This window comes from Acetobacterium wieringae, from assembly GCF_026646375.1.
GTDB lineage: Bacteria > Bacillota > Clostridia > Eubacteriales > Eubacteriaceae > Acetobacterium > Acetobacterium wieringae_A.
Genome location: NZ_JAIPPU010000022.1, coordinates 23,157 through 47,230, shown reverse-complemented (window position 1 = coordinate 47,230; position 24,074 = coordinate 23,157). Strand labels below are relative to the sequence as shown.

The window sequence follows — 24,074 nt, the reverse complement described above, 5'->3', positions numbered from 1 at the left end:
CTATTTAAATAAAAGCCTTAAAAATCAATGATTTGAGGCTTGACAATATAGGAAGGGGGAATAAACATGGCAGTTAAAATCAGATTAAAAAGAATGGGTAAAAAGAAAAAACCTTTTTATAGAATCGTTGTTGCCGATGCACGAGCACCACGTGATGGCAAGTTCATCGAAGAAATTGGATACTACAATCCTTGTGTTGACCCTGCACTCGTAAAAGTCGATGCAGATAAAGCCAAAACATGGTTGGCCAATGGTGCAAAACCGACAGATACCGTTAAGTATTTGTTAAAAAGAGAAAACGTAATCGAGTAGTACCAGGAGGTAAATGATGAAAGAACTTGTGGAAATTATTGCAAAGGCTCTTGTTGAACACCCCGATGCGGTATCTGTCCAGGAAGTTGAAGGCGAACAGTCCATTATTTTGGAACTCAAGGTCGCAGACGACGATATGGGCAAGGTCATCGGAAAACAGGGGCGTATCGCAAAAGCAATTCGTACCGTCATAAAAGCCGCTGCCACGAAAGAAGATAAACGTGTCATGTTGGAGATCATCCAATAAAGGCATTGGGCTGTGTATACAGCTCTTTTTTTTCGGGTGTTTTAGGGTTTAAAACAGGAGAGAATAATGGAAAATAATAATCGTTTAATCATCATTGGCCGAATTCTTGGTGTTCATGGTATTAAGGGTGAACTAAAAGTTCAACCGCTGACTGATGATCCCGGTCGTTTTTATGATCTGGATGAGGTCAGTTTAATCCATGGCAAAACGGCAACGGACTATAAAATCACCAATTGCCGTCTTCATAAAAACAATGTCCTGCTGTTTCTGAAAAATGTAACTGACCGTAACACCGCTGAAGCGTTAATTGGTCGGGAAGTTGGGATTCCCCGGGAATTGGCAGTGGCCTTGTCTGAAGATGAGTTTTTTATTGAAGACTTGCTGGGATTGCCGGTTTACAATGACGGTGAACTGCTTGGGAGGATAACCGATGTGATGCAAGCGGGTGGGGTGGATGTTTATACCATCACTGCTGATAAGAAGGTCTATTGCGTTCCGGCCCGCAAGCTTTATTTTACAAAAATCAATGTTAACGACGGTCGGATCGATGCCAGCATCCCTCAAGAAATATTGGACCTATGAGATTTTATTTTTTAACCTTATTTCCGGAAATCTTTGAAACTTATTTTCAAACCGGGATGATTGGCCGAGGCGTGAAAGCGGGTCTGATTGACTATACGGTGATAAACATTCGGGATTTTTCCGGAAATAAACACCATAAGGTTGATGATACCCCTTATGGCGGCGGTGCAGGGATGGTGATGGCGGCACCGCCGATTGTCGCCGCCCTGAAAAGCATTGCTGATTTTGGTCAGTATCCGGTTATCTACTTGACACCTGGCGGAAAACCATTTGAACAGAACGATGGGATAAAGCTATCGGAGTATTCAGGCATTATTTTCATCTGTGGTCATTACGAAGGGATTGATCAGCGGGTGATTGATGCTTATGTGGATCTGGAATTTTCTGTGGGAGATTATGTCTTGACTGGTGGTGAATTGCCGGCGTTAACACTGGCTGACGCTGTTGCCAGACATATCCCCGGCTTTCTGGGAAATAGTGATAGTTTGACAGAAGAATCGTTTGAAAGCTATCTGTTGGAATACCCCCAGTACACAAAACCTAGGGAATTCGAAGGCCAGGAAGTGCCGGAAGTATTACTCTCTGGTAATCATGCCGCAATAAATAAATGGCGCTTATCACAGGCAGAAACACGAACCCGGTTAAAACGACCTGATTTATTTGAAAGATATCAAAAAAGCTTGCATAAAGAATAAACAAAGTGTATAATATATCAGTATGTTATCAAGTGAGACGGTCCTCTGTACCTGATACATGAACGTCGCAAATCGAATATTAAGGAGAAAATTATGGACATTATCAAAAAGATTCAATTAGAAAACATGAAGGCTGAACCACCAAAATTTAGTGTTGGTGACACCGTTAAAGTTCATGTTAAAGTAATCGAAGGTAAAAAAGAACGTATTCAGATTTTTGAAGGCATCGTCCTTAAAAAACAAAACGGCGGCGTTGGCGAAACGTTTACGGTACGAAAAATCTCGTCTGGCTTTGGAGTAGAAAGAACTTTCCTGGTGCATTCGCCAAAAATTGAAAAGGTTGATGTGGTTCGTCGTGGTAAGGTACGTCGAGCTAAGCTTAACTATCTTCGTGATCGTGTTGGTAAAGCAGCAAAAGTCAAAGAAAAAAGAGCGTAATTCAGAGGCTATTAAGCCTCTTTTTTGGTTGATTCAAGCGTTGTAATAACTAGAAATTTAGCAAGGAAGTGAAAAAATGAAAGAAGATCAGGAATCTAAAGGTAATTTGGAACTTAAAGAATGGATTCAATCCGCAGTGATTGCCATTGTGCTTGCTTTTATCATAAAAATGTTTTTGTTTGACTTTGTCATGGTTCAAGGCAGCTCAATGTTTCCCACGCTGGTGGAGGGAGATCGTCTGATTGTCAATAAAATTGGCTATACCATTGGTGAACCGGATTATGGCGATATTGTGATCCTCAGTTATAGTGAGAGTATTGAATATGTCAAGCGAGTCATTGGCAAGGGTGGCGATACCATTGCAATCAAGGATATGGTAGTATATCGCAATGGTGAACCACTAGAAGAGGATTACATTAATCCCGATCCTTATGAAGACTTTGCTGAGGTTACCGTGCCAATGGGAACCTATTTTGTCATGGGCGATAATCGGGCAAATAGTTCTGATAGCCGCTATCCCAATCTTGGTTTTGTCGAAAGAGATGCCATTGATGGGAAAGTTATCTTTAGAATCTGGCCGCTTTCAGAAATTGGTACGGTATAAGGATGTCTGAAGAAAAAATAGAATATATACAATGGTATCCTGGGCACATGGCCAAAGCCAATCGGGAAATTAAAGAAAAGCTTAAACTGATCAATGTGGTAATCGAAGTAGTTGATGCCAGATTACCGCTTTCCAGCAAAAATCCCGAAATTAATCAGTATACCTGGAATAAGCAGCATATCCTGCTACTGAACAAGTCGGACTTAGCTGATCCGGAAGTCAGTCTGGAATGGATTGAGTGGTTTAAAAAAAATACTGACATCCAAAAAGTGGTACTGTTTGACGCCTTTGACCGACGGATGAAGACTGAGTTGGTCAAAACCATTCAAGATTTAAATGTAAAAGAAAAAGCGCAAGTGAAATGTCTGGTTTGTGGAATCCCCAACGTTGGTAAATCTACAGTGATCAACAGTCTGATCGGTAAGAAAAAGACCCAGATTGGCAATAAGCCAGGAGTCACCAAGGGACAGCAATGGCTGAGTACTCCGGATCACATGATGCTTTTGGACACCCCTGGAATCTTATGGCCAAAATTTGAAGATCCCCTGGTCGGTCTCCACTTAGCCTGGTTAGGCTCCATCAAGGATACTATTTATGAAAAAGAGAACATCGCGGCTGATCTGTTAAAATATCTGCTAATCTATTATCCGGGAGATTTGGAAACCCTGTACAAAATTGAGGTCGAAGGCAAAAATATCCCTGAGGTATTTGATGCCATTGCTAAAAGTAGGGGATTGCTGATTAAAGGCGGCGAATATGATTATGCCCGCACCAGTGTACTGATTCTCAACGATTTCAAGAATGGCCGAATTGGCCGAATTACCTTGGAGCGACCGGAATAGCGACGGATTTGTGGCAATGTGTTATGATGATGACAAAACAACCAATTATCTTATATAAAGTTGGTTGTTTTTTTATTTGAGCAAAGAAACTATCCATTGATGGAAGTGCAGTTTATTCGGTTTAAAATGGATTATTGGGTGGTGTCGTCTATATTTGTTCGCTGACTTGTAGTATAATGGCGATAGAATTGTAGGAAAAAGAGGTAAACATGAATCTATTTGATAATATGACCGTTACACATATAAAAGAGTACATTGAGACCAGGCAGATGGAAGAATATCCCGATCTGATACCGATGTTGAAAGAAGATAATCGAGTAGCTGTTAAAAAAATTGGACAAAAAATAGAGAATAAAATTGCAGCCAGAGATCTTGAAGTTCAACGAATTAAAAAAATGAAATCAATTGAATCCGGTTACTATGATCAGGGTATCTTGAATATCGGTGGCATTGATGAGGTTGGTCGGGGCCCCTTAGCAGGACCGGTGGTGACCTGCGTCATTATTCTAAAACCGGAATCCAGCCGCTTATATGTTAATGATTCAAAAAAAGTCGCAAAAAAAAGTCGCGAAAACTTATGTGAACAACTCCTTGAGGATGCTGTGGATTACGCCATTGGATTAGTAGATAGTGATGTGATTGATAATCTGAACATTCTTAATGCTACAAAAAAAGCTATGACTGATTCCTTGACGAAGTTGTCTGTTAAACCGGATCTGCTATTGATTGATGCCCTTCATATTGATACAGAAATACCCCAGAAAGCGATTGTTCACGGTGATGCCAAAAGCTATGCCATTGCGGCGGCAAGCATTGTTGCCAAGGTTTATCGGGACAATCTGATGCAGGTTTATCACGAAGAGTACCCGGAGTACGGTTTCGATCACAATATGGGTTATGGAACGGCTGAACATATAAAAGCCTTAAAACAATATGGGCCGACACCGATCCACCGTAAGAGTTTTATTCAGAATCTTGGCCTAAAATGAAAACACATAATGTCAAAAAAGGCAAGGCCGGAGAAGCGTTAGCACTAAACTATTTACAAAATAATGGTTTTCAGATTTACGAAACGAATTATAAAAAGCCATCTGGCGAAATTGATCTCATTGCAAAAGATCGTGATGCATGGGTATTTATAGAAGTGAAATATCGAAAAAACCTGGATTTTGGATATCCCCGGGAAGCGGTGAACCGGTCAAAACAAAAACGTATTAGTAAAACGGCGCTATGGTACCTCAAAGAAATGCAGCTTGATGATGTCAATATTCGCTTTGACGTTATCGAAATCTATTATGAAACAAACGGAGAGCAGGTCATTAATCATTTTGAAAGTGCTTTTTCGTTTTAAAGAATAAACAGGACTGGTGACAGAAAATTGATCACCAGTCCTGTTATTTTTTTAAATACTATTGACCGTCATCTACTGAAATTAGAAAGACTTTTTCAGAATAGGTACCTTTATTCTCTTTATTCTGAATTTTTAAATAATCAATATGAAGCGGCTCAAAATCAAAGCTTTCCACAATTGCATCCAGCAATTCGTAAATATCTGAAAGTTCATCTTCAGAGGGTCTTTTCAAAAAAATCTGAGCTTTTTCAAGAAGCTTCTCTTGCAGTGCTTCTCTAACTTCTGATTCACCTAAGATTTTGTACTCACAGGTACGTCCACTGTCTCGAATGATTTCAGGAATTTTATCCCGAACAATTTTGTTGTACTCAACTTTCATAATTTATCACCTCGAATCTATTATACCCAATGGTTTGACTTCAAAACAAGAGGCAACGATATTTATTTTGAAAAAACCTGACTGATTCCGATTTGATAGTATGATATAATAAAACAACAAAAAAAGAAAAGAACACTGTAATTATTCAGATCGAGAACCAATCGCAGTTAACACCTGCGTTTTTGCGGTAATATTGGGTATGTATTCCACAATGGTGTGCCGATTTTTCGAATAAAAATCAAAATTTGTTAAGTAGCAATAAATTTTTAACTTGTACTTGCGTTTTGGTTTAAGTAAGACTATCATAGTTAGAACAATTCTATTTTAAGATAGAGTTCATGCTCAAAGATGCAGACAATTTCGAACAGATCGTATGGCTGTACTAATTTCTGATTAAACATCGGAAGGAAGGTTTTGTTATGAAGAAGCTAGCAATCTCAGTGTTCATATTGGCAGTGATCGGTGTAATTGTTATTGCACTTAATTTTATAAGTTCCGCAAAATTGGACTCATCGGAAGAGCTTTCTTCGAATCCAAGTCAAATAAAAAGAGTAATTATACCGAGTGACGAAATTGTTAACGCAAAAGATTACGGAGTAAAGGGTGATGGTTTAACTGATGATACAGTTGCCCTACAAAATGCAATTGATGAATCGAGTAAAAAGAATGCGCTCTTAATCTTACCAGAGTCGGAGAAACCGTATTTAATTACAAAACAACTGATGATTAGTGATAATACCCATATAAGTGGTTATGGTGCAGTGATATTCATGGCCCCACAAAAAGACACAATCAAAAACATGCTTTGGTCGAATCCAGACGAGACCGTTTCAAATATTTCGATTGAAGGACTAACTCTAAAATCAGATAATACCTTCGAGGGTGTTGATTATTATGAAAACAGTCATGTCAGCAATGTGCAGGGGATATATCTTCAAGGCGTTGAAACAATGACAATTAAAGATGTTTTCATGGATAATGTCTATGTTGGCCTAAAATTAGCCCAAACAGGCAAATCTAAAAATAAAGATATTACGATAAGTAAATTAAAAGTTGATCATTCGGGGATGCCGATACAGATTTCTGGTACGAATGGTTTTAGCATGGTTGACAGTATCCTGAATTCAAACGACGGTGGAACGAAATGGTTGCATTCTGCATATCTGCGAGGTGACAACAGTAATTTTTATTTTGAAAATGTTGAGTTTAATAATGCCTCGGGAGGCGGAATAGCGATTGCAGGAAATCCCCAATATAATAAACCGCCTGAAAACATGATTTTCAAAGATTGCCGCATCAAGGATAGCGTTGTTGGTGTTCACATCAATAGTGGTGCCAAAAACATAACAATATCAGGCTTAGTGATTGAAGGGTGTAGTTTGGGTTTCAAAATCAACGAAGCATCCGAATTAAGCATTGATAAGGTGAGTATCAGTGGATCAAAACCGAATGAAAATGACCATGGTGGTTTTAGTATAGAGAATGTCGAGCAAGCTACAATTTCTAATGTTACAATTGATGCCAGCGAAATAACAGAATCCCTGTGTCTGTTGATTGGAAGTATTGATAATCTGAGGTTATCTTCATTTGAAGATAATAATGTCAAGGATATTCCTTTATACAGTGTTAACAGCACTGCAACAATAAAAAATTTGATTATTGAGTGATTTTCGTGAAGAATGGAAAACGATTCGAACAAATTATTCAGATAATCGCAGTTTGAAACACGATCAAATCATAATGCTATGGAGATATCAATTAACAATTTATTAGGAGGACGACAACAATGGCTGAGAAAATCTATCTATCATCACCACATATGAGTGATGAAGGATTTGAAATGGAATATATCAAGGAAGCATTTGCCACCAATTGGATCGCACCACTGGGTCCAAACGTAAATGAGTTTGAAAAAGAATTTGCAGTAAAAGTTGGCGCTAAATATGCAGCAGCAGTCAATACTGGGACAGCCGCAATTCACTTGGCATTACGGGCAGTTGGTGTAAGCGAAGGGGATATTGTTTTTTGCCCATCGCTAACTTTTTCAGCAACCGTCAATCCAATTATTTACGAAAAGGCAATTCCGGTATTTATCGACAGTGATGAAGAAACCTGGAATATGAATCCAATTGCATTAGAAGCGGCTTTTGAAAAATATCCTCAGGTAAAAGCGGTGATTGTCGTTCATCTTTACGGTTTATCGGCAGACATGGATAAAATCATGGCAATTTGTAATCATCATGGTGTCACTGTCATCGAAGATGCTGCGGAGTCCCTGGGTACCTTGTATAAAGGTAGACAAACCGGCACCTTCGGTGAATATGGTGTATTTAGTTTTAATGGAAACAAGATTATTACTACGTCTGGCGGTGGAATGCTGGTTTCTGATAATCAGGAACGAATTGAAAAAGTGCGATTTTGGTCGACGCAATCGAGAGATTCGGCAAGGCACTATCAGCATAGTGAATTGGGATTCAATTATCGCATGAGTAATATATCTGCGGGTATCGGTCGTGGTCAATTAAAAGTGCTGGATCAAAGGATTGCCAAAAAAAAATATATCTTTGAATTATACAGACAGGAGCTGGAAAAATTACCAGGGATTCAATTTATGCCGATCAATCATTGGAATGAACCAAATTATTGGTTAAGTTGCATAACCTTAGATGGATCAATAAAACCTCTTGATATAATCGAGGCGCTGGAAAGTGAAAATATTGAATCACGGCCGCTTTGGAAACCCATGCATCAGCAACCTTTTTTTGAGTGGTGCGATTTTATTGGGGGAAAAGTTTCAGAAAAGCTGTTTAATTCAGGTGTTTGTCTGCCCTCTGACACAAAGATGACAGAAACGGATCAGCAACGAATTTGTCAGATTATTAAGGGGTTGTGACTGCGATGATCTATAAAAGATTTATAAAAAGACCAATGGATTTTTGTTTATCTTTGGCAGCGATCATTGTCCTCTCACCGGTATTTTTTGTTTTGGCTTTGTTAGTCAGAAAAAAACTGGGCCATCCGGTGCTATTCAAACAACTAAGACCAGGTTTGAATGAAAAGGTGTTTACACTATATAAATTTAGAACCATGACGGATCAGCGGGATGAACAAGGTGCACTGTTACCTGATGACAAACGACAGACCAAATTTGGTAATTTTTTACGGTCTGCCAGTCTCGATGAACTGCCGGAACTTGTAAATGTGGTTAAAGGTGATATGGCTGTTATTGGCCCGAGACCATTGCTGGTGCAATATTTGCCCCTTTACAATAAAAAACAAAAAAGAAGACATGAGGTTAGGCCAGGGTTATCTGGTTTGGCACAGGTAAATGGACGAAATGCCATTAGCTGGGAAGAGAAATTCGATCTCGATGTTAAGTATGTTGATACTGTCAGTTTTGTGGAGGATTGGAAGATTATTATATTAACGTTAAAAAAGGTCTTTAAACGAGAAGGGATCAATGCAAATGACTCGACAACAATGGAGTTGTTTCAGGGTACAAGCGGAGACGATTAAAAAATCTATAAATAGTGCTAAAAAGTTCTCAATACTTATCGAAGGGGGCGCTGCAGTGTGAAAAAAAAGTTATTGATCATTGGAGCAAGTGGGCATGGAAAAGTAGTCGTTGATATTGCAATTCGGATGAAAAAATGGGAAGATATTGCGTTTCTCGATGATGATCCATTAATTACGGAGTGTATGGGATTCAATGTTGTCGGAAAAACAGCGGATGCCTTTAAAATTGCAGATGAAGCAGATATTTTTGTTGCTGTTGGAAACAATAAAATTAGAGAGACGGTACAAAACGAACTTGAGTCAGCTGGAATAGAGCCACCACTCTTAATTCATCCATCAGCGATTATTGGGTCAGCGGTGGAAGTGGGAACCGGAACGGTGATTATGGCTGGGGTTGTAATTAACAGTGCCACACGAATCGGCAAAGGCTGTATTATAAATACTGCAGCAACAGTAGATCACGATAATCGTATTGCCGATTATGTTCATGTTTCGCCTGGGGCACATCTGGCTGGGACGGTGGTGATTGGTCAAAAAACCTGGATTGGAATTGGCAGCACCATCAGCAATAATCTAACCATTACCGGCGACTGTAAAATTGGTGCCGGAGCAGTTGTAGTAAAAGACATAACTGAATCGGGAACCTATGTGGGCGTTCCGGCAAGGAGTATCCGTTGATGAAAAAAACTGTCTGGATTTGGAACCACTATGCTACTAATATGTATAAGGATCGCGCCGGCCGACATTACTCTTTTGCCGAGAATCTACTTACTAGAGGTTATCGTCCCATCATTTTTTGTGCCTCAACCAATCACTTTACGAATGAAAACATTGAAATCATAAATAAAAAATATCAGGTGGACATAATTGATGGAATCACCTTTGTGATTGTAAAAACGCCTGATTACGCTGGCAATGCAAAAAAAAGATTGTACAACATGTTGACCTTTTATAAAAACCTGTTCCCAGTTGCGAAAGAATACGCACAAATTAATGGAAAACCGGATCTGATTCTGGCATCAAGTGTTCATCCTCTTACATTGATTGCGGGTATTCAGATAGCAAAAAAGTTTAACGTCCCATGTATTTGTGAAGTCCGGGATCTCTGGCCTGAAAGCATTGTCGCTTATGGTGGGTTAAAGCGAACCAGCTTAATTGCAAAAATCCTTTATAGTGGTGAAAAGTGGATTTACAAAAGAGCAGACAAACTCATCTTTACCATGGAAGGTGGTGCAGATTACATCATTGAACGTGGTTGGAGCAAAGAGCAAGGTGGTACGATTGATCTTAAAAAGGTCTATCACATAAATAATGGTGTTGATCTGGATGGCTTTATGGCAAACCAAATGGTTAATAAATTTGAAGATCTGGATTTAGATAATAAGAAAACCTTTAAGGTAATTTATGCCGGGTCAATTCGACTTGTAAATAACGTCAAATCCATTGTAGCAGCAGCCCAAGTTGTCAGAAAAGAATCACCCAATGAAATCATTTTCCTTATTTATGGCGATGGCAGTGATCGAAAAAACCTGGAAGACTTCTGTAAAGAGAATGATATTAATAATGTAGTGTTCAAAGGCTATGTCAATAAAAATAGGATTCCATATGTTTTAAGCAAGTCAAATCTCAATATCATTCACTTTGAGGACAATCCGATAAAAAAATACGGAGCCAGTCTCAATAAAATGTTTGAGTACTTTGCCAGCGGCAAACCAACGGTTTCTGATTGTGAGTTTGGTTATGACCTGATAAAAAGATACAATTGCGGAATGGTGGTTGATCAGGCTGACCCGGAACAATTGGCCAAAACCATTATCGAGTTTAGTAATATGCCAAGAAACCAATATGAACAATACTGTAAAAATGCGATAGCGGCTGCGAATGATTATGATTATCAACGATTAACAGAAAAACTTATCGAATTAATTTAAAGGGAGTTATAAAAATGACGATCAAAGACAAATTAATTTCTAAAACAGCAATACTCGGTGTGGTCGGTCTTGGTTATGTAGGGCTTCCACTGGCAGTGGAGAAAGCGAAAGCTGGTTTTAAAACAATTGGCTTTGATGTGCAAAAAGAAAAAGTCGACATGGTAAATTCCGGCATCAACTATATCGGGGATGTGGTAAATGAAGATCTGGAGAAAATTGTGAAGTCGGGTCTGCTTTCAGCGACAACGGATTTTTCCAAGGTTGCCGCCGCCGACTGTGTCTGTATTTGCGTGCCAACCCCCCTCGATGAGCATCAACAGCCAGATATTAGTTATGTCAAGTCTTCAGCAGAAAGTATTGTTCCATACATGCACAAAGAAATGTTGATTGTTCTTGAATCGACTACCTATCCCGGAACAACCGAAGAACTGCTTAAACCAATTTTTGAGTCATCGGGATTAAAATGTGGGGAAGATTTTTTTCTGGCCTTTTCACCGGAACGGGTTGATCCCGGAAATCTGATTTATAAAACGAAAAACACCCCAAAGGTGACCGGTGGGATCACCCCGCAGTGTACCGAAGTGGCGGCGGCGATGTATGAGAGCATTTTACAAGCCCCCATTTATCGGGTTTCTTCACCGGCTGTTGCCGAAATGGAAAAAATTCTTGAAAATACCTATCGCAATATTAATATTGGGCTGGTGAATGAGCTGGCGATGCTGTGTCACAAAATGGGAATCAGTATCTGGGAGGTCATCGATGCCGCCAAATCAAAACCTTACGGCTTTCAGGCTTTTTATCCGGGGCCAGGTGTCGGTGGCCATTGCATTCCGCTGGATCCTTACTATTTGTCCTGGAAAGCCCGGGAATATGGATTTCATACATCGATGATTGAATCGTCAATGATGGTAAATGACCGGATGCCGGAGTATTGCGCAGAACGGGCCAGTAAAATCTTAAATCACCATAACAAAACCCTGAAAGACTCAAAAATTCTCTTTCTTGGTGTCGCTTATAAGCAGGATATTGGAGATTACCGAGAAAGTCCGGCTATAAAATTAATGGACGAAGTCGAGAAAGAAGGTGCAGAAGTCGTTTATTATGATTCCTTTGTGCCAGATTTTCAGGAACATGGAAAAACACGAGCCGGCGAGGTGGAACTAACTGGCGAACTCATTGAGTCAGCCGACATGGTCATCATCACAACTGCTCACACGAATGTTGATTACAGTGCCATTCAAAGACATGCCAAACTTATTTTTGATACAAAAAATGCCATGAAAAACATTACGGATAGAGAAAACATTGAACTGCTTTAAGGAGGTGTCAACTTGGGTTTAAAATATGCGTTAATCGGATGCGGAAAAATTTCGGCCAATCATATTGCTGCCGCCATGGCCAATGATCTTGATATTGTTGCACTGTGTGATGTTTACCCGGATAGCATGAGTACACTGATCGAAAAATTTGATTTACCGAAAACAATTAATCAATATACTGATCATCATGCGTTAATTCAACATGAAAAGCTGGATTTGGCAGCGATCTGTACTGAAAATGGGAAGCATGGGTCGATCGCACTGGATTTTATCGAGGCCGGTTGCAATTTGATCATTGAAAAACCAATTGCCCTATCGCTTGAAGATGCCGACGAAATTATTAAGCAAGCCAAAGAAAAGAACGTCAAAGTCAGCGCTTGTCACCAGAATCGTTTTAATCAATCGGTTATTAAAATTAGAGAAGCGCTGGATCAAAAAAGGTTTGGCAAATTATTTTATGGAACAGCCCATATCCGCTGGAATCGGGGTCGGGAATACTATGCTGGATCGAAATGGCGGGGAACCTGGGAACACGATGGTGGTGCTTTGATGAATCAATGCATTCACAACATCGATCTACTGAGATGGATGTTGGGTGATGATATTATAGAAGTGGTGGGAATGACCGATAATCTCAATCATCCCTATATCGAAGCGGAAGATTTTGGAATCGCCCTGATACGGTTTGCTAATGGCAGCTATGGCATCGTTGAAGGAACGACGACCATTTATCCCAAAAATTTGGAAGAAACACTCTACCTGTTTGGTGAAAAGGGAACGGTCAAAGCTACTGGTCAGTCGGTTAATATTATTGAAGAATGGAATTTTTCTGATGTGCTGGATGACTCCAGGGAAATTAAAGAACGGTTTAGCAAAAATCCGCCCAACGTCGCTGGTTACGGGCATACACCCTATTATGCCGATGTTATTGATGCGATAAAAAATGACCGGGAACCATCCATCACAGCCAAAGATGGTCGTAGAGCAGTGGAGCTTATTCTGGCAATCTACAAATCAGCCGCGGAAGGAAAACGGATCAGGTTGCCATTGGAAAAATGCAGTACGACAGATTTTAAAGGGAGATTTGAAAAATGAGCTATTTCGTCCATGAAAGCAGTTATATCGATAAAGACGTAAAAATTGGAGCGGGTACAAAGGTTTGGCATTTTTGCCATGTACAAGAGGGGGCTGAGATTGGCGAAAACTGTTCTCTAGGTCAAAACGTCAATATTGGCAGTCGTGTAAAAATCGGTAACGGGGTAAAAATTCAAAACAATGTTTCGGTGTATGAAGGGGTTGAGTTGGAAGACTTCGCTTTTTGCGGGCCGTCAATGGTGTTTACCAACGACCTGACCCCACGAAGTAAATATCCCAAAGGTCCGGGGGGCTTCAAAAAGACCCTGGTGAGCTATGGGGCATCAATTGGCGCAAATGCGACCATCGTTTGTGGTAACACCATCGGCCGCTGGGCAATGATTGCTTCAGGAGCCGTGGTAACTAAAGACGTTAAAAACTACGCACTGATGGCCGGGGTACCGGCAAAACAAATTGGCTGGGTTTGTGAATGTGGAACACCATTAAAAAAAGGCCTTTCTTGTGAAGTTTGTGGCAGAGCTTATCGTCTGGAGAATGATCAATTATTTGAAAAGTAAATAAATCATGCGAATGGAGAGTGACTTTGATGGAATTCAGAGATTTAAAAACCCAGTATCAAAAATATAAAGATGAAATTGATGGTGCCATTCAAAAAGTTCTGTTAAAGGCTGACTTTATAAATGGCTCAGACATTCAAATATTAGAAGAACGGCTGTCAAAATATGTTGGCGTCAAACACTCTATTTCCTGCGCTAATAGTACTGAAGCCATGACACTGGTGTTGATGGCCTGGGGAATTAAAGCCGATGATGCTGTTTTTGTACCGGATTTTACATTCTTTTCGACGGGTGAAGTCGTGTCTTTAAGCGGTGCAACACCGATATTTGTTGACGTCGATCCAAATACTTTTAATCTCGACACGAAAAAATTAGAAAAAGCCATTCAAAGGGTCATTAAAAAAGGTGAACTCAAACCAAAAGCGATTATCCCGGTAGATCTATTTGGTCTGCCGGCAGACCATAACGAAATTGGTCGAATTGCCGAAAAATACCATTTGCTTGTTTTGGAAGATGCCGCCCAGGGCTTTGGCGGCAGCATTAACGGTCAGAAGGCCGGTAGTTTTGGTCAGGCTGCCACAACATCATTTTTCCCGGCGAAGCCACTCGGTTGTTATGGTGATGGCGGTGCGATTTTTACAAATGACGATCAATTAGCCAGTCTGCTCAATTCATTAAAGGTTCACGGTAAAGGAAAAAATAAATATGATAACATCAGAATTGGCCTTAATTCCCGGTTGGATACGATCCAGGCAGCGGTGTTAAATGTCAAACTAACCGCATTTATAGAACATGAACTTGAGGATGTCAATAAAATCTACCGTCTTTATAACCAGAAATTGGCTGACGCTGTCGAAATCCCAGTGATACCGGCAGGGTATTATTCCAGCTTTGCACAATACACCATTAAACTTAAGAACAAATCAAAACGAGATGCCCTAAAAACCAGATTAAGCGAGCATAAGATACCGAGTATGGTCTATTATTCGAAACCGATGCACCGACAGGAAGCGTTTAGCGATCAGGAGTTTGATGATGATGATTATATGGTTACGAATACGTTATGCGAAACAGTATTATCCCTACCAATGCATCCTTATTTAACAAAAAAAGAAATCGATGACGTATGCAATGTGATTATTGATGGTTAGAGGAACACCAAAATGAATGTCTTACATGTGAATTCCTATTACGCTCAAGGAGCATTTTATAAACATTTGTATGATCAACAGATACAAACAGGAATGGCCATTGATGTTTATGTTCCGACGCCAAATTCGGTCAACCGTGATCTGGGAAACTATACAACCATCAGCATTAACCATAATAAATATGATCGTTATTTCTTTCATCTGAAACACACAAAAATTTATCGGGATATAAAAAGAACCTACCAACTTGAGGATTATACAGTCGTTCATGCGCATTCATTATTTTCCAACGGATACATTGCAATGCGGATAAAAAAGGACTTTGGTGTTCCCTATATCGTTGCAGTTCGGGATACCGATGCTAATATCTTTTTTAAACGGATGGTCTGGCTTAGAAAACTTGGGGAAAATATTTTAAAAGAGGCCTCAAAGGTAATATTTCTGTCAACAACCTATCGCGATGCGGTAATTAAAAAATATCTACCGGTGCAGCTGCAAGATGAGATTCTCCACAAATGTACAGTTGTTCCCAATGGCATTGATCAATTCTGGTTGGATCATTTGGGGGCACCTAAAATAAGTCAAGACAATAACAAGCTAAACCTGTTATTTGTGGGAATGGTCAACAAAAGAAAGAACATTCCTGCAACCATCAAGGCAATTAAGCGCTTGATCCGCCAGGGATATGAGGTGACCTTTACGGTTGTTGGTACAGTCAATGATACGTCAATTTTTGAGCAAATAAAAAAAGAAGCGTTTATCCGATATCTTCCACATAGTTCAAAAGAAAAGTTGATTGAGATTTACCGAAACAGTGATATTTTTGTGATGCCGTCGATCACCGAGACCTTTGGCCTGGTCTATCCTGAGGCAATGAGTCAGGGATTACCAGTAATTTACACAAAGGAGCAGGGCTTTGATGGTCAATTTCCCGATGGGGAAGTTGGGTTTGCGGTAAATTGTTTTGATGTAGAAGATATTGCAAATAAGATAGTCAAAATCAAAAATCACTACAATGATTTGTCACAAAATGCAGTAACCAATGCCCGAAAATTTTGCTGGACTGATATTTGCGACGAATACAAAAATATATATGAGGCGATCGGGCATAAGTAAGAGCGAAGAAGGGGGGAGGCCATCATGCAAAAAAAACACATCTGCTTTGTTGTACCGAACTATCCGACGCAGAGTGATCCGGTTTATACCTTTGTCAGAGAGCTGGTCTGCTCAATTGCCGAGCAGGGATACCCATGTTCTGTCATTGCCCCTCAAAGTATCACAAAAAAGCTGTTAAAAAATAAATCAGCCCGGCCTGAATTCTGGCAGGATTTTGTGAATGAAGAGGTATGGGTGGATGTTTATCAGCCCAAGGTTCTGTCATTCTCAAATCTTAAGATTTTTGGAATGAGCCTTTCGGCACACGTGTCACAAAAAGCAGTGATTCGTGTTTTTAGAAAAATAAGACCGCGGCCGGATATTATCTATGCTCACTTTTGGCACTCAGGGGTAACCGCTGGTTTAATCAGTAAACGGTATAAAGTTCCATTTTTCGTAGCAACCGGTGAAAGTAAGATTTGGGTGGAAAGTCTTTTTCCCCGGAAAACGATTCAAAAAGCTCTGGGTAGTATAAGTGGTGTGATTTGTGTATCAACCAAAAATTTGGATGAAAGTATTGAGCTTAAGCTTGCGACACGCAACAAGATGATTGTGATTCCAAACGCCGTTGATCCGAAAAAATTTTACAAAATGGACAAACGTGAAATCAGAAATAGACTGGGATTCAGTCAGGATGATTTTATTGTTTCATTCATGGGTTCATTCGATCAACGAAAAGGTGTTTTGCGTTTGTCAGAGGCAGTGAAACAAGTGGCGCAAACGAAAGTCATTTTTATTGGTTCAGGGAATCTCAGACCAACTGGTGATGAAATTGTGTTTATTGGAAAACTCCCGCATAATCAAATCTGCGAATATTTAAACTGTTCCGATGTGTTTGTTTTGCCGACCCTGGCAGAAGGATGCAGCAATGCGATTCTTGAAGCAATGGCCTGTGGATTGCCGATTATCTCTTCCGATCTCAGTTTTAATGATGATATACTAACCGATCGCTGGGCCATCCGGGTGGATAGTATGGATGTTGCCGCTATTGCCAAAGCAATCAGAACTTTAAAATACGATGATGTTCGATGTGAAAAAATGGCGGCAAGTGCCTTGGAGCAGTCGCAAAAATACCATATCGATATTCGGGCTAAAAAAATCGTGCGGTTTATTAACAATTCGATTAATGACGAAAAAGAGGTTCAAAATGATAACCAGGAAAGTAACTAACTCCATTGTGATATTAGGTTTGGCGCTGTTATTTATTATTTTTGGTCTTTCAAATACTGTATTCTTGATTATTGGAATTATAATTGCCAGTAGCTATATCTTTCTTAGTGGAGCAGAAGGAATTTATGGTCTGTATTTTATGTTGCCATTTTCTCCCATCATGAAGTTTGCACCAGGGGAAAATACTTTTTTTAATGTCCTTATTGCAGTTTACATCCTCAGAATGGTTTTTTTGAATCCGAAAACGAAGATTTCACTCTATCAAATCCTATCAATTCTTGCGCTAATTATTTTTTCCTTGCTTAATACAATGGATTCAAGCTTAATAAAACTGGTGGAGCTGGTTATTTATTTTGTATTGGCTTTTTTAGCAATGAACAATAAGGCTGATATTGAGGTACGAAAATTATTGATGTATTTTGTTGCGGGTATCATCATTGCATCAATCTTAGGGTCTTTTAGCGATTTAATTCCCGGCCTAAGTGGTTTTATGCAAGAAACCCGGATTAAACTCGAAGATGGCGATGTATTTGGAAGATTTTCTGGAATCCAGACAAATCCTAACTTTTATACAATGGACATTACAATTGCGATTGCAGCACTGTTATATATGATTGGCATGAAAAAACATCGTTGGTATGATTATGTTCTAGTAGTGATTTTGCTTGGATTTGGGCTATTATCGTTGAGTTTATCTTTTATATTGGCGATGGGTGTTGTATTTATGGTTTATTTATTTTTTAAGGTTGCTCAGTTGACCAAATTATCCTTTGACATCAATGTTGTTTTAAGAGGCCTCTTTTTTATCGCATTGACTTTATTCATTATTTCACAAATTAGCAGTTTGCCTTATATGAATATTTATTTCCAACGATTGGGTGTTGGCAATTTTCTTGATCAGAATCTGTCGGATCTTACTACGGGTCGTTCAGATATCTGGTCAGATTATTTAAGTCTGTATTTAAGTGATTGGCGGATTTTTCTTGTAGGAGTTGGCTACTCGGTGGATGCTTATCATTTAAGACAGGCACATAATTACTATCTTGAACTCTTAGTTCATTTAGGGATAATTGGGACAATCTTATATTTTAATGTCTTAAACTCGATTTTTAAGCCGTTTTCGATGAAAGTAAAAGGCCGCATGCTTTGTCTTTTACCGTTGGTGGCATTAATTTTCCGGGGATTTGGGATAAATTTATTTTTTAGAGAAAACTTCATCTTTTATTTAATAATCTGCGCATTGATCATGGCTGACGATGATCGCATAGGCGCTTTGAAACCGTCGCGAAAGGAAGTTGCAGATGAAAAATAAAACAATGTTTTTGGAGTTTAACGGGATTCCAGGTTCGGGGAAAACGACGCTGTCAAATCGAGTAATTAAGGATATGAAAAGTAAGAATTATCCGATTGAATCCTATCATAAGGTGATTAAGAAACCAACCAGAAAAAAGTTAAAGGATCTGTTGCTATATCTTTTAAGGATAAAGCTGGGCAGTGTTAAAATAGGTTATCTGGCAACGATGTATCTGATTACAAACAAAAAACTTAACCATGAGAACTGGTTAAGGGTGTTTTCTTTAGTGGTTCTTTTTGATTTTTATCAAAAAAAAGGCCAGGATCGTGGTGATGAAGTTATTTTAGTCGATCAGGGAATCGTTCAACAAATTATTTCGATGCTTTATGAATCAGAACTGATTGCAGATAAATATGTTAAAAGAATAATTTGTCTTGCAAAAAAAAAGAATTTGGGAATATATGTTGTCAACGTTGATCTTGATATTAATACCTCTTTTGAGCGTCTTGTTAAACGAAGAGGTAATATTTCGCGGATACAAAAGTTAAATAAAGCGGATGCTATCCATACATTAACCATCCAGCAGAATAATTTTAATAAAATCAGAGAAATTCTCAACGAACTGGAACAGGAGAGCATTGATGTGAATTCTAAAGCATGTATAGATGAAACAGTGCAGTCGATTGTAAACTATATAATGAGAATTCAAGATCGCTAAATATATAACAGATCCAGATTATTCCGGATAAGTGATAGAAATGCAGCTGAATTGCTTTAAAAAGGAGCTTATTATGGAAAATAAAATAATGGTCAGCGTGAATTGTATCACCTATAATCACGAGAAATATATCGCTGATGCATTAAATAGTTTTATTATGCAGAAAACCAGTTTTAATTACGAAATTTTGATTCATGACGATGCATCAACGGATAGAACCGCAGAAATCATTCGTGACTATGAACAAAAATATCCTGATTTAATTAAACCGATTTACCAAAAGGAGAATCTGTATTCAAAAGATGTTGATGTTGATGATTTAAATACTGAAAGAGCAACAGGAAAGTATATTGCAATGTGCGAAGGTGATGATTATTGGCTTGATCCACTTAAACTTCAAAAACAAGTTGATTATATGGAGGCTCATCCGGAGTGCACACTTTGTGTTCATGCTGCATATATTGTCAACGTGATCGGCCGAAAAATAAAACCGGTAAGGCCGAGTGTAGGGAATAGAATATTTACCATTGAAGAAGTAATTGAAGGCGGTGGCGGCTTATTTGCAACAAATTCGATGATGTATCCCCGCTATTTAGATTCAGATAAACCAGATTTTTATAAAAGCGCCCCGGTAACGGACTACCCCTTGGCTATTTATCTTGCTTTGAACGGACAAGTATATTATATCGATGAATACATGGCGGCATACCGGAAAGGTGTGAGTGGTTCCTGGACAAATACTGAACAGTCAAGTTTAGAAAAAATAATTAAACACGTCAACAATACTAAAAAAATGTTGGAGCATCTCAATCAATACACAAATTATCAGTATGATGAAGCGATTACAAATAAAAACAATATCAATCAGTTTAAAATTATGATTGCACAGGAGCGATTTGAAGCGCTGAAGGAAGATCGATTCAAAACAATATTTAATAAACTGGGAAAAAAGGAAAAAACTAAAATATTGATAAAACAGTACTTTCCAAAGTCAGTCCGAACCTATAAAAAGCTGCGTAAAAAATATCGCTTGATGAAGTAAACGGAGTTGAAATATGTAGGATTAATCGGTTGCTAATACCTGAACAAGGAAATGGAGGAGCGATTGTGACACTAAAAAAATTCAAATCGGGATTATTGAGGTTTGAAGAGCTGATTTTCAAGGGAAAGCTTAAAGCGTTCTATATACATCGCATTAAGTATCGGGGGAAAGCCTATGAGCTAACGAAAGATTTATATTTCCCACCCCACACAGCATCAAACAAGAGCATTCGGATGGGTCCTGATGGCGAATTATTGGCCATTGGGGGTGACTGGAAACCGGAACGCATTATTCACGCCTATAAAAATGGCATTTATCCTGTTGTATTTAAGAATCAACCCATTCTTTGGTGGACGTCAGAACGACATTGTGTCATGTATCCCAAAGAGGTACATATCCCCAAAAATATGCGGACGCTAATTCGCCAGAATAAGTACAAACTCACTGTTGATCAAGCTTTTTATGAGGTCGTCAGTGCTTGCTCGGAAACAAGAAAAAACTACACCTGGTTAACGCATGAACAGGTCAAAGCATTTCATCAACTACATACGTTAGGATTTGCCCATTCGGTTGAAGTCTGGCAAGATGAAGAATTGGTAGGGGGATTATTCGGAGTTTCATTTGGAACATATTTTCATGGTGAGTCGATGTTTACACGGGTGAGTCATACTTCAAAATTGGCATATATTGGATTATCGCTTCGACTTGCAGAAATGAACTTTTCGATTATGGATTGTGGAATTTGGCCTACGGATCATATGAAAAGTTTGGGCGCTGTTGTTATTTCACGAGATGAGTTTCTAGAGATTCTGGAAAAAAGCAAGGATGCTCCTGAAGTGATTGCGGATTGGGGCGCATTATTTGAAAATTGGGATTTGAAACAAGCAGTACAAAATCATCTGGATGGTTTGACAACGAAGGTGGAAGGAGCTTTGATATGAAAGACCAAATTAACGTTACACGGTCATCGATGCCAGAATTTGAAGAATTCATGGCGGAAATCAAAGAGCTATGGGATACCCATTGGTTAACCAATATGGGTGTAAAGCACAAGGAATTTGCAAAATGTTTAAGAAACTATTTGAATGTGGAAATGGTAACCCTCTTAGCAAATGGTCACCTTGCCCTTGAATGTGCGATTGCTGCCTTTGATCTTCAGGGAGAGGTGATTACGACACCATTTACCTTTGCCTCAACCACCCACGCAATTGTCAGAAATGGCCTGGATCCAGTATTTTGTGATATCAATGAGGACGATTATACTATTGATGTAGAAAAAATTGAAAGCTTGATAACCGAAAAAACTTGTGCAATTGTTCCAGTTCACCTGTACGGAAACGTATGTGATGTGGAAACGATTGAAAAGATTGCAAAAAAATACAAACTGAGGGTGATTTATGATGCAGCGCATGCTTTTGGAGTAACGGTTAACAATATCGGCATCGGTAACTTTGGTGACGCATCAACTTTCAGTTTTCATGCGACAAAGGTCTTTAATACCATCGAAGGCGGTGCAGTAACCTATAATAATGAGCAACTGAAAAAAACGCTCTATTTTCTCAAAAACTTTGGGATTACTGGCCCGGAGTCAGTGGAGTTTATCGGTGGTAATGCCAAGATGAATGAGTTTCAGGCAGCGATGGGAATTTGTAATCTCCGCCATATCGATGCAGAAATTGCCAGACGTCAGCAAGTAGTTTATCGTTACAAAGAAAATTTAGATAATGTGAAGGGGATCAAGCTGGTCAAACCACAATTTGGTGTTAAAAGTAATTACGCATATTTTCCGATCGTATTCTGCGGAAAAGTTAATTTGCGAGATTGTGTTTTCGATGAATTGGAACTCAACAATATTATTCCCAGAAAGTACTTTTATCCACTGACAACGGACTATGAATGCTATACAAATCGATTTAATTCCAATCTAACCCCGGTTGCAAAAAATATTGCTGATCGAGTTTTGACTTTGCCGCTCTACGCTGATTTGGAGTTGAAAGAAGTTGATCGAATTTGTGGAATAATTGAGAAGCTTTTATAAATCTGGCGATTCCATCGATCATCAAACATAAGAAAAATTTTCTATTGTTAAGCGACTTATCCAAATTTGCAAAAGAAAAGATAATGAAACAAATGAACTGTTAATTTGGTGGAATTGAGAAGTGAAGGTAGGGTAACAGTGTATGAAGGAATCAAACAAAGATAAGGCATTTTTAGGTGTTTACTGGATGACAATTATGGGGTTGGCCAGTGTTGTGATCCGGTTGTTAATTACAATGAGTTTGTCCAGATTATTGTTGCCCCAAGAGTTTGGCCAAGTTGCAACGATTCAGATCATCATCAGTTTTGCTGAAATATTCTGGATGATGGGTGTGGGAAGTGCCATTGTTCAAAAAAAACAATTGTCAGACGACTACATTGCAACCGGAAATACCTTAAACTTAATACTGGGGCTCATTATTTATCTGACGATCTTTATTTTTTCATCCGTAATCGCCAGCCTGGTTGGGTCAGATGATATTACCATGTTGCGAGTACTTTCAATCGTATTTGTTATTCACAGTATCTCTGGTGTATCAGAAGCACTGCTTCAAAAAGAAATGCGATTTAAAACCATCAGCATTATAAATACGGTGGCAGCGATCATCAATGGGGCCGTGGCAATCATACTTGCCCTGAATGGTTTTGGTGCGTGGTCGCTCGTATTTGCTCAAATTATCAGTGTTATGTTTCAAACCGTGATGTCAATTATCAAAAAGCCAATTAAATTTAGGTTAAAAATTGAAAAGGAATCAGCCAAAGAACTGATTAATTTTGGGACCGGATATGCCCTCTCGAAGCTATTTAATAATATTGCCAATCAGGGAGATTATTTTGTTGTGAGTCAAACGCTTGGAAGTGCAGCTTTAGGATTTTATAATCGAGCCTATCAATTGTTACTGGTACCAACAAACCTGATTGCCACAGTGATGGAACGGGTTTTGTTTCCTCTTTTGGCCATGTATCAGGATGAACATAAAAAAATCCGTTATGTCGTCATGAATTTAACAGCGCTGATCGCCATTCTGGCTTTTCCAATTACGATTGTGTCGCTGACAATGGGTGCAGACTTAGTTCAAGTGGTCTTGGGCCCGAAGTGGGAAGAAACCATCCTCCCCTTCAAAATATTAATTGTCAGCTTATTTTTTAGAATGGCGTATAAAATTGGTGATGCGCTGGTACGTTCGTTAGGAGCGGTCTATAAACGGCTCTGGGTACAAATTGCATATGCAACTCTGGTAATCGGGGGGGCATATCTTGGCAAAGATTGGGGGATCGTCGGAGTTGCAGTGACAACAACAATTGCAATTATCATCAACTATTTTATTATGACATTTCTGATTGGGCATTTGGTTGAGCTTAAAATGAGAGAGTTATTGGGTTATTTAACGCCAATTATCCTTGTCAGTATTATTATTGGGGGCATCAGTTATCTGATTAGCACGCCTGTGGCAACCTTACCATATGCGCTGATCAGACTGGTTGTCATGACGTTTGCAGTGGGTTTTATGTATCTCTTAGCTTTTAAATTTTTTATTATTAAATACATGCCCGAGGATTTCAGAGGGTTTATTGAAATTGTAAAAGATCAGACAACGAGAAAACTTGTACCGAAGAAAAAAAATATCAAATAATATAA

General features: G+C 39.0%; 27 protein-coding genes. 26 read left to right on the top strand and 1 reads right to left on the bottom strand.

Going from position 1 to position 24,074, the window contains the following annotated elements:
- Positions 1-66 precede the first annotated feature (66 nt).
- The 9 genes from rpsP to Q7P33_RS16250 all read left to right on the top strand — a co-directional run bounded on the left by rpsP (position 67) and on the right by Q7P33_RS16250 (position 5,071).
- Positions 67-312: a 30S ribosomal protein S16 gene (gene rpsP, locus Q7P33_RS16290; protein ID WP_026394772.1), complete on the top strand. Its 246-nt coding sequence runs from the start codon at positions 67-69 to the stop codon at positions 310-312.
- A 16-nt stretch (positions 313-328) separates the two neighbouring features.
- Positions 329-559, top strand: a complete 231-nt coding sequence (locus Q7P33_RS16285; protein WP_026394773.1) for a KH domain-containing protein — start codon at positions 329-331, stop codon at positions 557-559.
- Between the two features lie 66 nt (positions 560-625).
- The gene (gene rimM / locus Q7P33_RS16280; RefSeq protein WP_303871799.1) at positions 626-1,141 is read left to right on the top strand and encodes a ribosome maturation factor RimM; all 516 of its coding nucleotides are present in this window, start codon (positions 626-628) and stop codon (positions 1,139-1,141) included.
- Positions 1,138-1,836, top strand: coding sequence for a tRNA (guanosine(37)-N1)-methyltransferase TrmD (trmD, locus tag Q7P33_RS16275; RefSeq protein WP_303871798.1), 699 nt, complete (start codon positions 1,138-1,140; stop codon positions 1,834-1,836). Before rimM ends, trmD begins: the two co-directional genes overlap by 4 nt.
- Before the next feature lie 90 nt (positions 1,837-1,926).
- Positions 1,927-2,274 carry a 50S ribosomal protein L19 gene (gene rplS, locus Q7P33_RS16270; RefSeq protein WP_070369476.1) on the top strand — a complete coding sequence of 116 codons (348 nt, stop codon included), beginning with the start codon at positions 1,927-1,929 and terminating at the stop codon, positions 2,272-2,274.
- Positions 2,275-2,350: 76 nt separating this feature from the next.
- Complete coding sequence (lepB, locus tag Q7P33_RS16265) at positions 2,351-2,878, top strand: signal peptidase I (protein WP_303871797.1); 528 nt, start codon at positions 2,351-2,353, stop codon at positions 2,876-2,878.
- A 2-nt stretch (positions 2,879-2,880) separates the two neighbouring features.
- Positions 2,881-3,720 (top strand): ribosome biogenesis GTPase YlqF, encoded by an 840-nt coding sequence (gene ylqF, locus Q7P33_RS16260; RefSeq protein ID WP_303871796.1) that lies wholly within the window; start codon positions 2,881-2,883, stop codon positions 3,718-3,720.
- 209 nt (positions 3,721-3,929) lie between these two features.
- Positions 3,930-4,709 carry a ribonuclease HII gene (locus tag Q7P33_RS16255; RefSeq protein ID WP_303871795.1) on the top strand — a complete coding sequence of 260 codons (780 nt, stop codon included), beginning with the start codon at positions 3,930-3,932 and terminating at the stop codon, positions 4,707-4,709.
- Positions 4,706-5,071 carry a YraN family protein gene (locus tag Q7P33_RS16250; RefSeq protein WP_303871794.1) on the top strand — a complete coding sequence of 122 codons (366 nt, stop codon included), beginning with the start codon at positions 4,706-4,708 and terminating at the stop codon, positions 5,069-5,071. Before Q7P33_RS16255 ends, Q7P33_RS16250 begins: the two co-directional genes overlap by 4 nt.
- 58 nt (positions 5,072-5,129) lie before the next feature.
- Here the strand turns inward: Q7P33_RS16250 and Q7P33_RS16245 are convergent, their stop codons facing one another.
- A complete protein-coding gene (locus Q7P33_RS16245; RefSeq protein ID WP_148636469.1) occupies positions 5,130-5,450 on the bottom strand; it encodes a nucleoside triphosphate pyrophosphohydrolase in 321 nt (106 codons plus the stop codon).
- Between the two features lie 419 nt (positions 5,451-5,869).
- On the opposite strand from Q7P33_RS16245, the gene Q7P33_RS16240 reads away from it, so the two are divergent.
- The 17 genes from Q7P33_RS16240 (at position 5,870) to Q7P33_RS16160 (ending at position 24,069) form a co-directional block, all read left to right on the top strand.
- Positions 5,870-7,117 carry a glycosyl hydrolase family 28-related protein gene (locus Q7P33_RS16240; protein WP_303871793.1) on the top strand — a complete coding sequence of 416 codons (1,248 nt, stop codon included), beginning with the start codon at positions 5,870-5,872 and terminating at the stop codon, positions 7,115-7,117.
- 119 nt (positions 7,118-7,236) lie between these two features.
- Positions 7,237-8,343 carry a DegT/DnrJ/EryC1/StrS aminotransferase family protein gene (locus Q7P33_RS16235; protein ID WP_303871792.1) on the top strand — a complete coding sequence of 369 codons (1,107 nt, stop codon included), beginning with the start codon at positions 7,237-7,239 and terminating at the stop codon, positions 8,341-8,343.
- 35 nt (positions 8,344-8,378) lie between these two features.
- Positions 8,379-8,966 (top strand): sugar transferase, encoded by a 588-nt coding sequence (locus Q7P33_RS16230; RefSeq protein WP_369693328.1) that lies wholly within the window; start codon positions 8,379-8,381, stop codon positions 8,964-8,966.
- A gap of 57 nt (positions 8,967-9,023) precedes the next feature.
- Positions 9,024-9,644, top strand: coding sequence for an acetyltransferase (locus Q7P33_RS16225; protein WP_303871790.1), 621 nt, complete (start codon positions 9,024-9,026; stop codon positions 9,642-9,644).
- Positions 9,644-10,897: a glycosyltransferase family 4 protein gene (locus Q7P33_RS16220; RefSeq protein ID WP_303871789.1), complete on the top strand. Its 1,254-nt coding sequence runs from the start codon at positions 9,644-9,646 to the stop codon at positions 10,895-10,897. Before Q7P33_RS16225 ends, Q7P33_RS16220 begins: the two co-directional genes overlap by 1 nt.
- Positions 10,898-10,911: 14 nt before the next feature.
- Complete coding sequence (locus Q7P33_RS16215) at positions 10,912-12,216, top strand: nucleotide sugar dehydrogenase (RefSeq protein WP_303871788.1); 1,305 nt, start codon at positions 10,912-10,914, stop codon at positions 12,214-12,216.
- Between the two features lie 12 nt (positions 12,217-12,228).
- The gene (locus tag Q7P33_RS16210) at positions 12,229-13,311 is read left to right on the top strand and encodes a Gfo/Idh/MocA family protein (RefSeq protein WP_303871787.1); all 1,083 of its coding nucleotides are present in this window, start codon (positions 12,229-12,231) and stop codon (positions 13,309-13,311) included.
- Entirely contained in the window at positions 13,308-13,868 is a 561-nt protein-coding gene (locus Q7P33_RS16205; RefSeq protein ID WP_303871786.1) for an N-acetyltransferase, read from the top strand. The genes Q7P33_RS16210 and Q7P33_RS16205 overlap by 4 nt, the downstream gene beginning before the upstream one ends.
- A gap of 29 nt (positions 13,869-13,897) precedes the next feature.
- Positions 13,898-15,019, top strand: a complete 1,122-nt coding sequence (locus tag Q7P33_RS16200) for a DegT/DnrJ/EryC1/StrS aminotransferase family protein (RefSeq protein WP_303871785.1) — start codon at positions 13,898-13,900, stop codon at positions 15,017-15,019.
- Between the two features lie 12 nt (positions 15,020-15,031).
- Positions 15,032-16,135, top strand: coding sequence for a glycosyltransferase family 4 protein (locus Q7P33_RS16195; RefSeq protein WP_303871784.1), 1,104 nt, complete (start codon positions 15,032-15,034; stop codon positions 16,133-16,135).
- A gap of 24 nt (positions 16,136-16,159) precedes the next feature.
- The gene (locus Q7P33_RS16190; protein WP_303871783.1) at positions 16,160-17,344 is read left to right on the top strand and encodes a glycosyltransferase family 4 protein; all 1,185 of its coding nucleotides are present in this window, start codon (positions 16,160-16,162) and stop codon (positions 17,342-17,344) included.
- Positions 17,322-18,656, top strand: coding sequence for an O-antigen ligase family protein (locus Q7P33_RS16185; RefSeq protein WP_303871782.1), 1,335 nt, complete (start codon positions 17,322-17,324; stop codon positions 18,654-18,656). Before Q7P33_RS16190 ends, Q7P33_RS16185 begins: the two co-directional genes overlap by 23 nt.
- The gene (locus tag Q7P33_RS16180) at positions 18,646-19,356 is read left to right on the top strand and encodes an AAA family ATPase (protein ID WP_303871781.1); all 711 of its coding nucleotides are present in this window, start codon (positions 18,646-18,648) and stop codon (positions 19,354-19,356) included. The genes Q7P33_RS16185 and Q7P33_RS16180 overlap by 11 nt, the downstream gene beginning before the upstream one ends.
- A 73-nt stretch (positions 19,357-19,429) precedes the next feature.
- A complete protein-coding gene (locus tag Q7P33_RS16175; protein WP_303871780.1) occupies positions 19,430-20,398 on the top strand; it encodes a glycosyltransferase in 969 nt (322 codons plus the stop codon).
- 65 nt (positions 20,399-20,463) lie between these two features.
- The gene (gene aat, locus Q7P33_RS16170) at positions 20,464-21,339 is read left to right on the top strand and encodes a leucyl/phenylalanyl-tRNA--protein transferase (protein WP_303871779.1); all 876 of its coding nucleotides are present in this window, start codon (positions 20,464-20,466) and stop codon (positions 21,337-21,339) included.
- Positions 21,336-22,436, top strand: a complete 1,101-nt coding sequence (locus tag Q7P33_RS16165; protein ID WP_303871778.1) for a DegT/DnrJ/EryC1/StrS aminotransferase family protein — start codon at positions 21,336-21,338, stop codon at positions 22,434-22,436. The genes aat and Q7P33_RS16165 overlap by 4 nt, the downstream gene beginning before the upstream one ends.
- A 142-nt stretch (positions 22,437-22,578) precedes the next feature.
- Complete coding sequence (locus Q7P33_RS16160) at positions 22,579-24,069, top strand: lipopolysaccharide biosynthesis protein (RefSeq protein ID WP_303871777.1); 1,491 nt, start codon at positions 22,579-22,581, stop codon at positions 24,067-24,069.
- Positions 24,070-24,074: the final 5 nt, after the last annotated feature.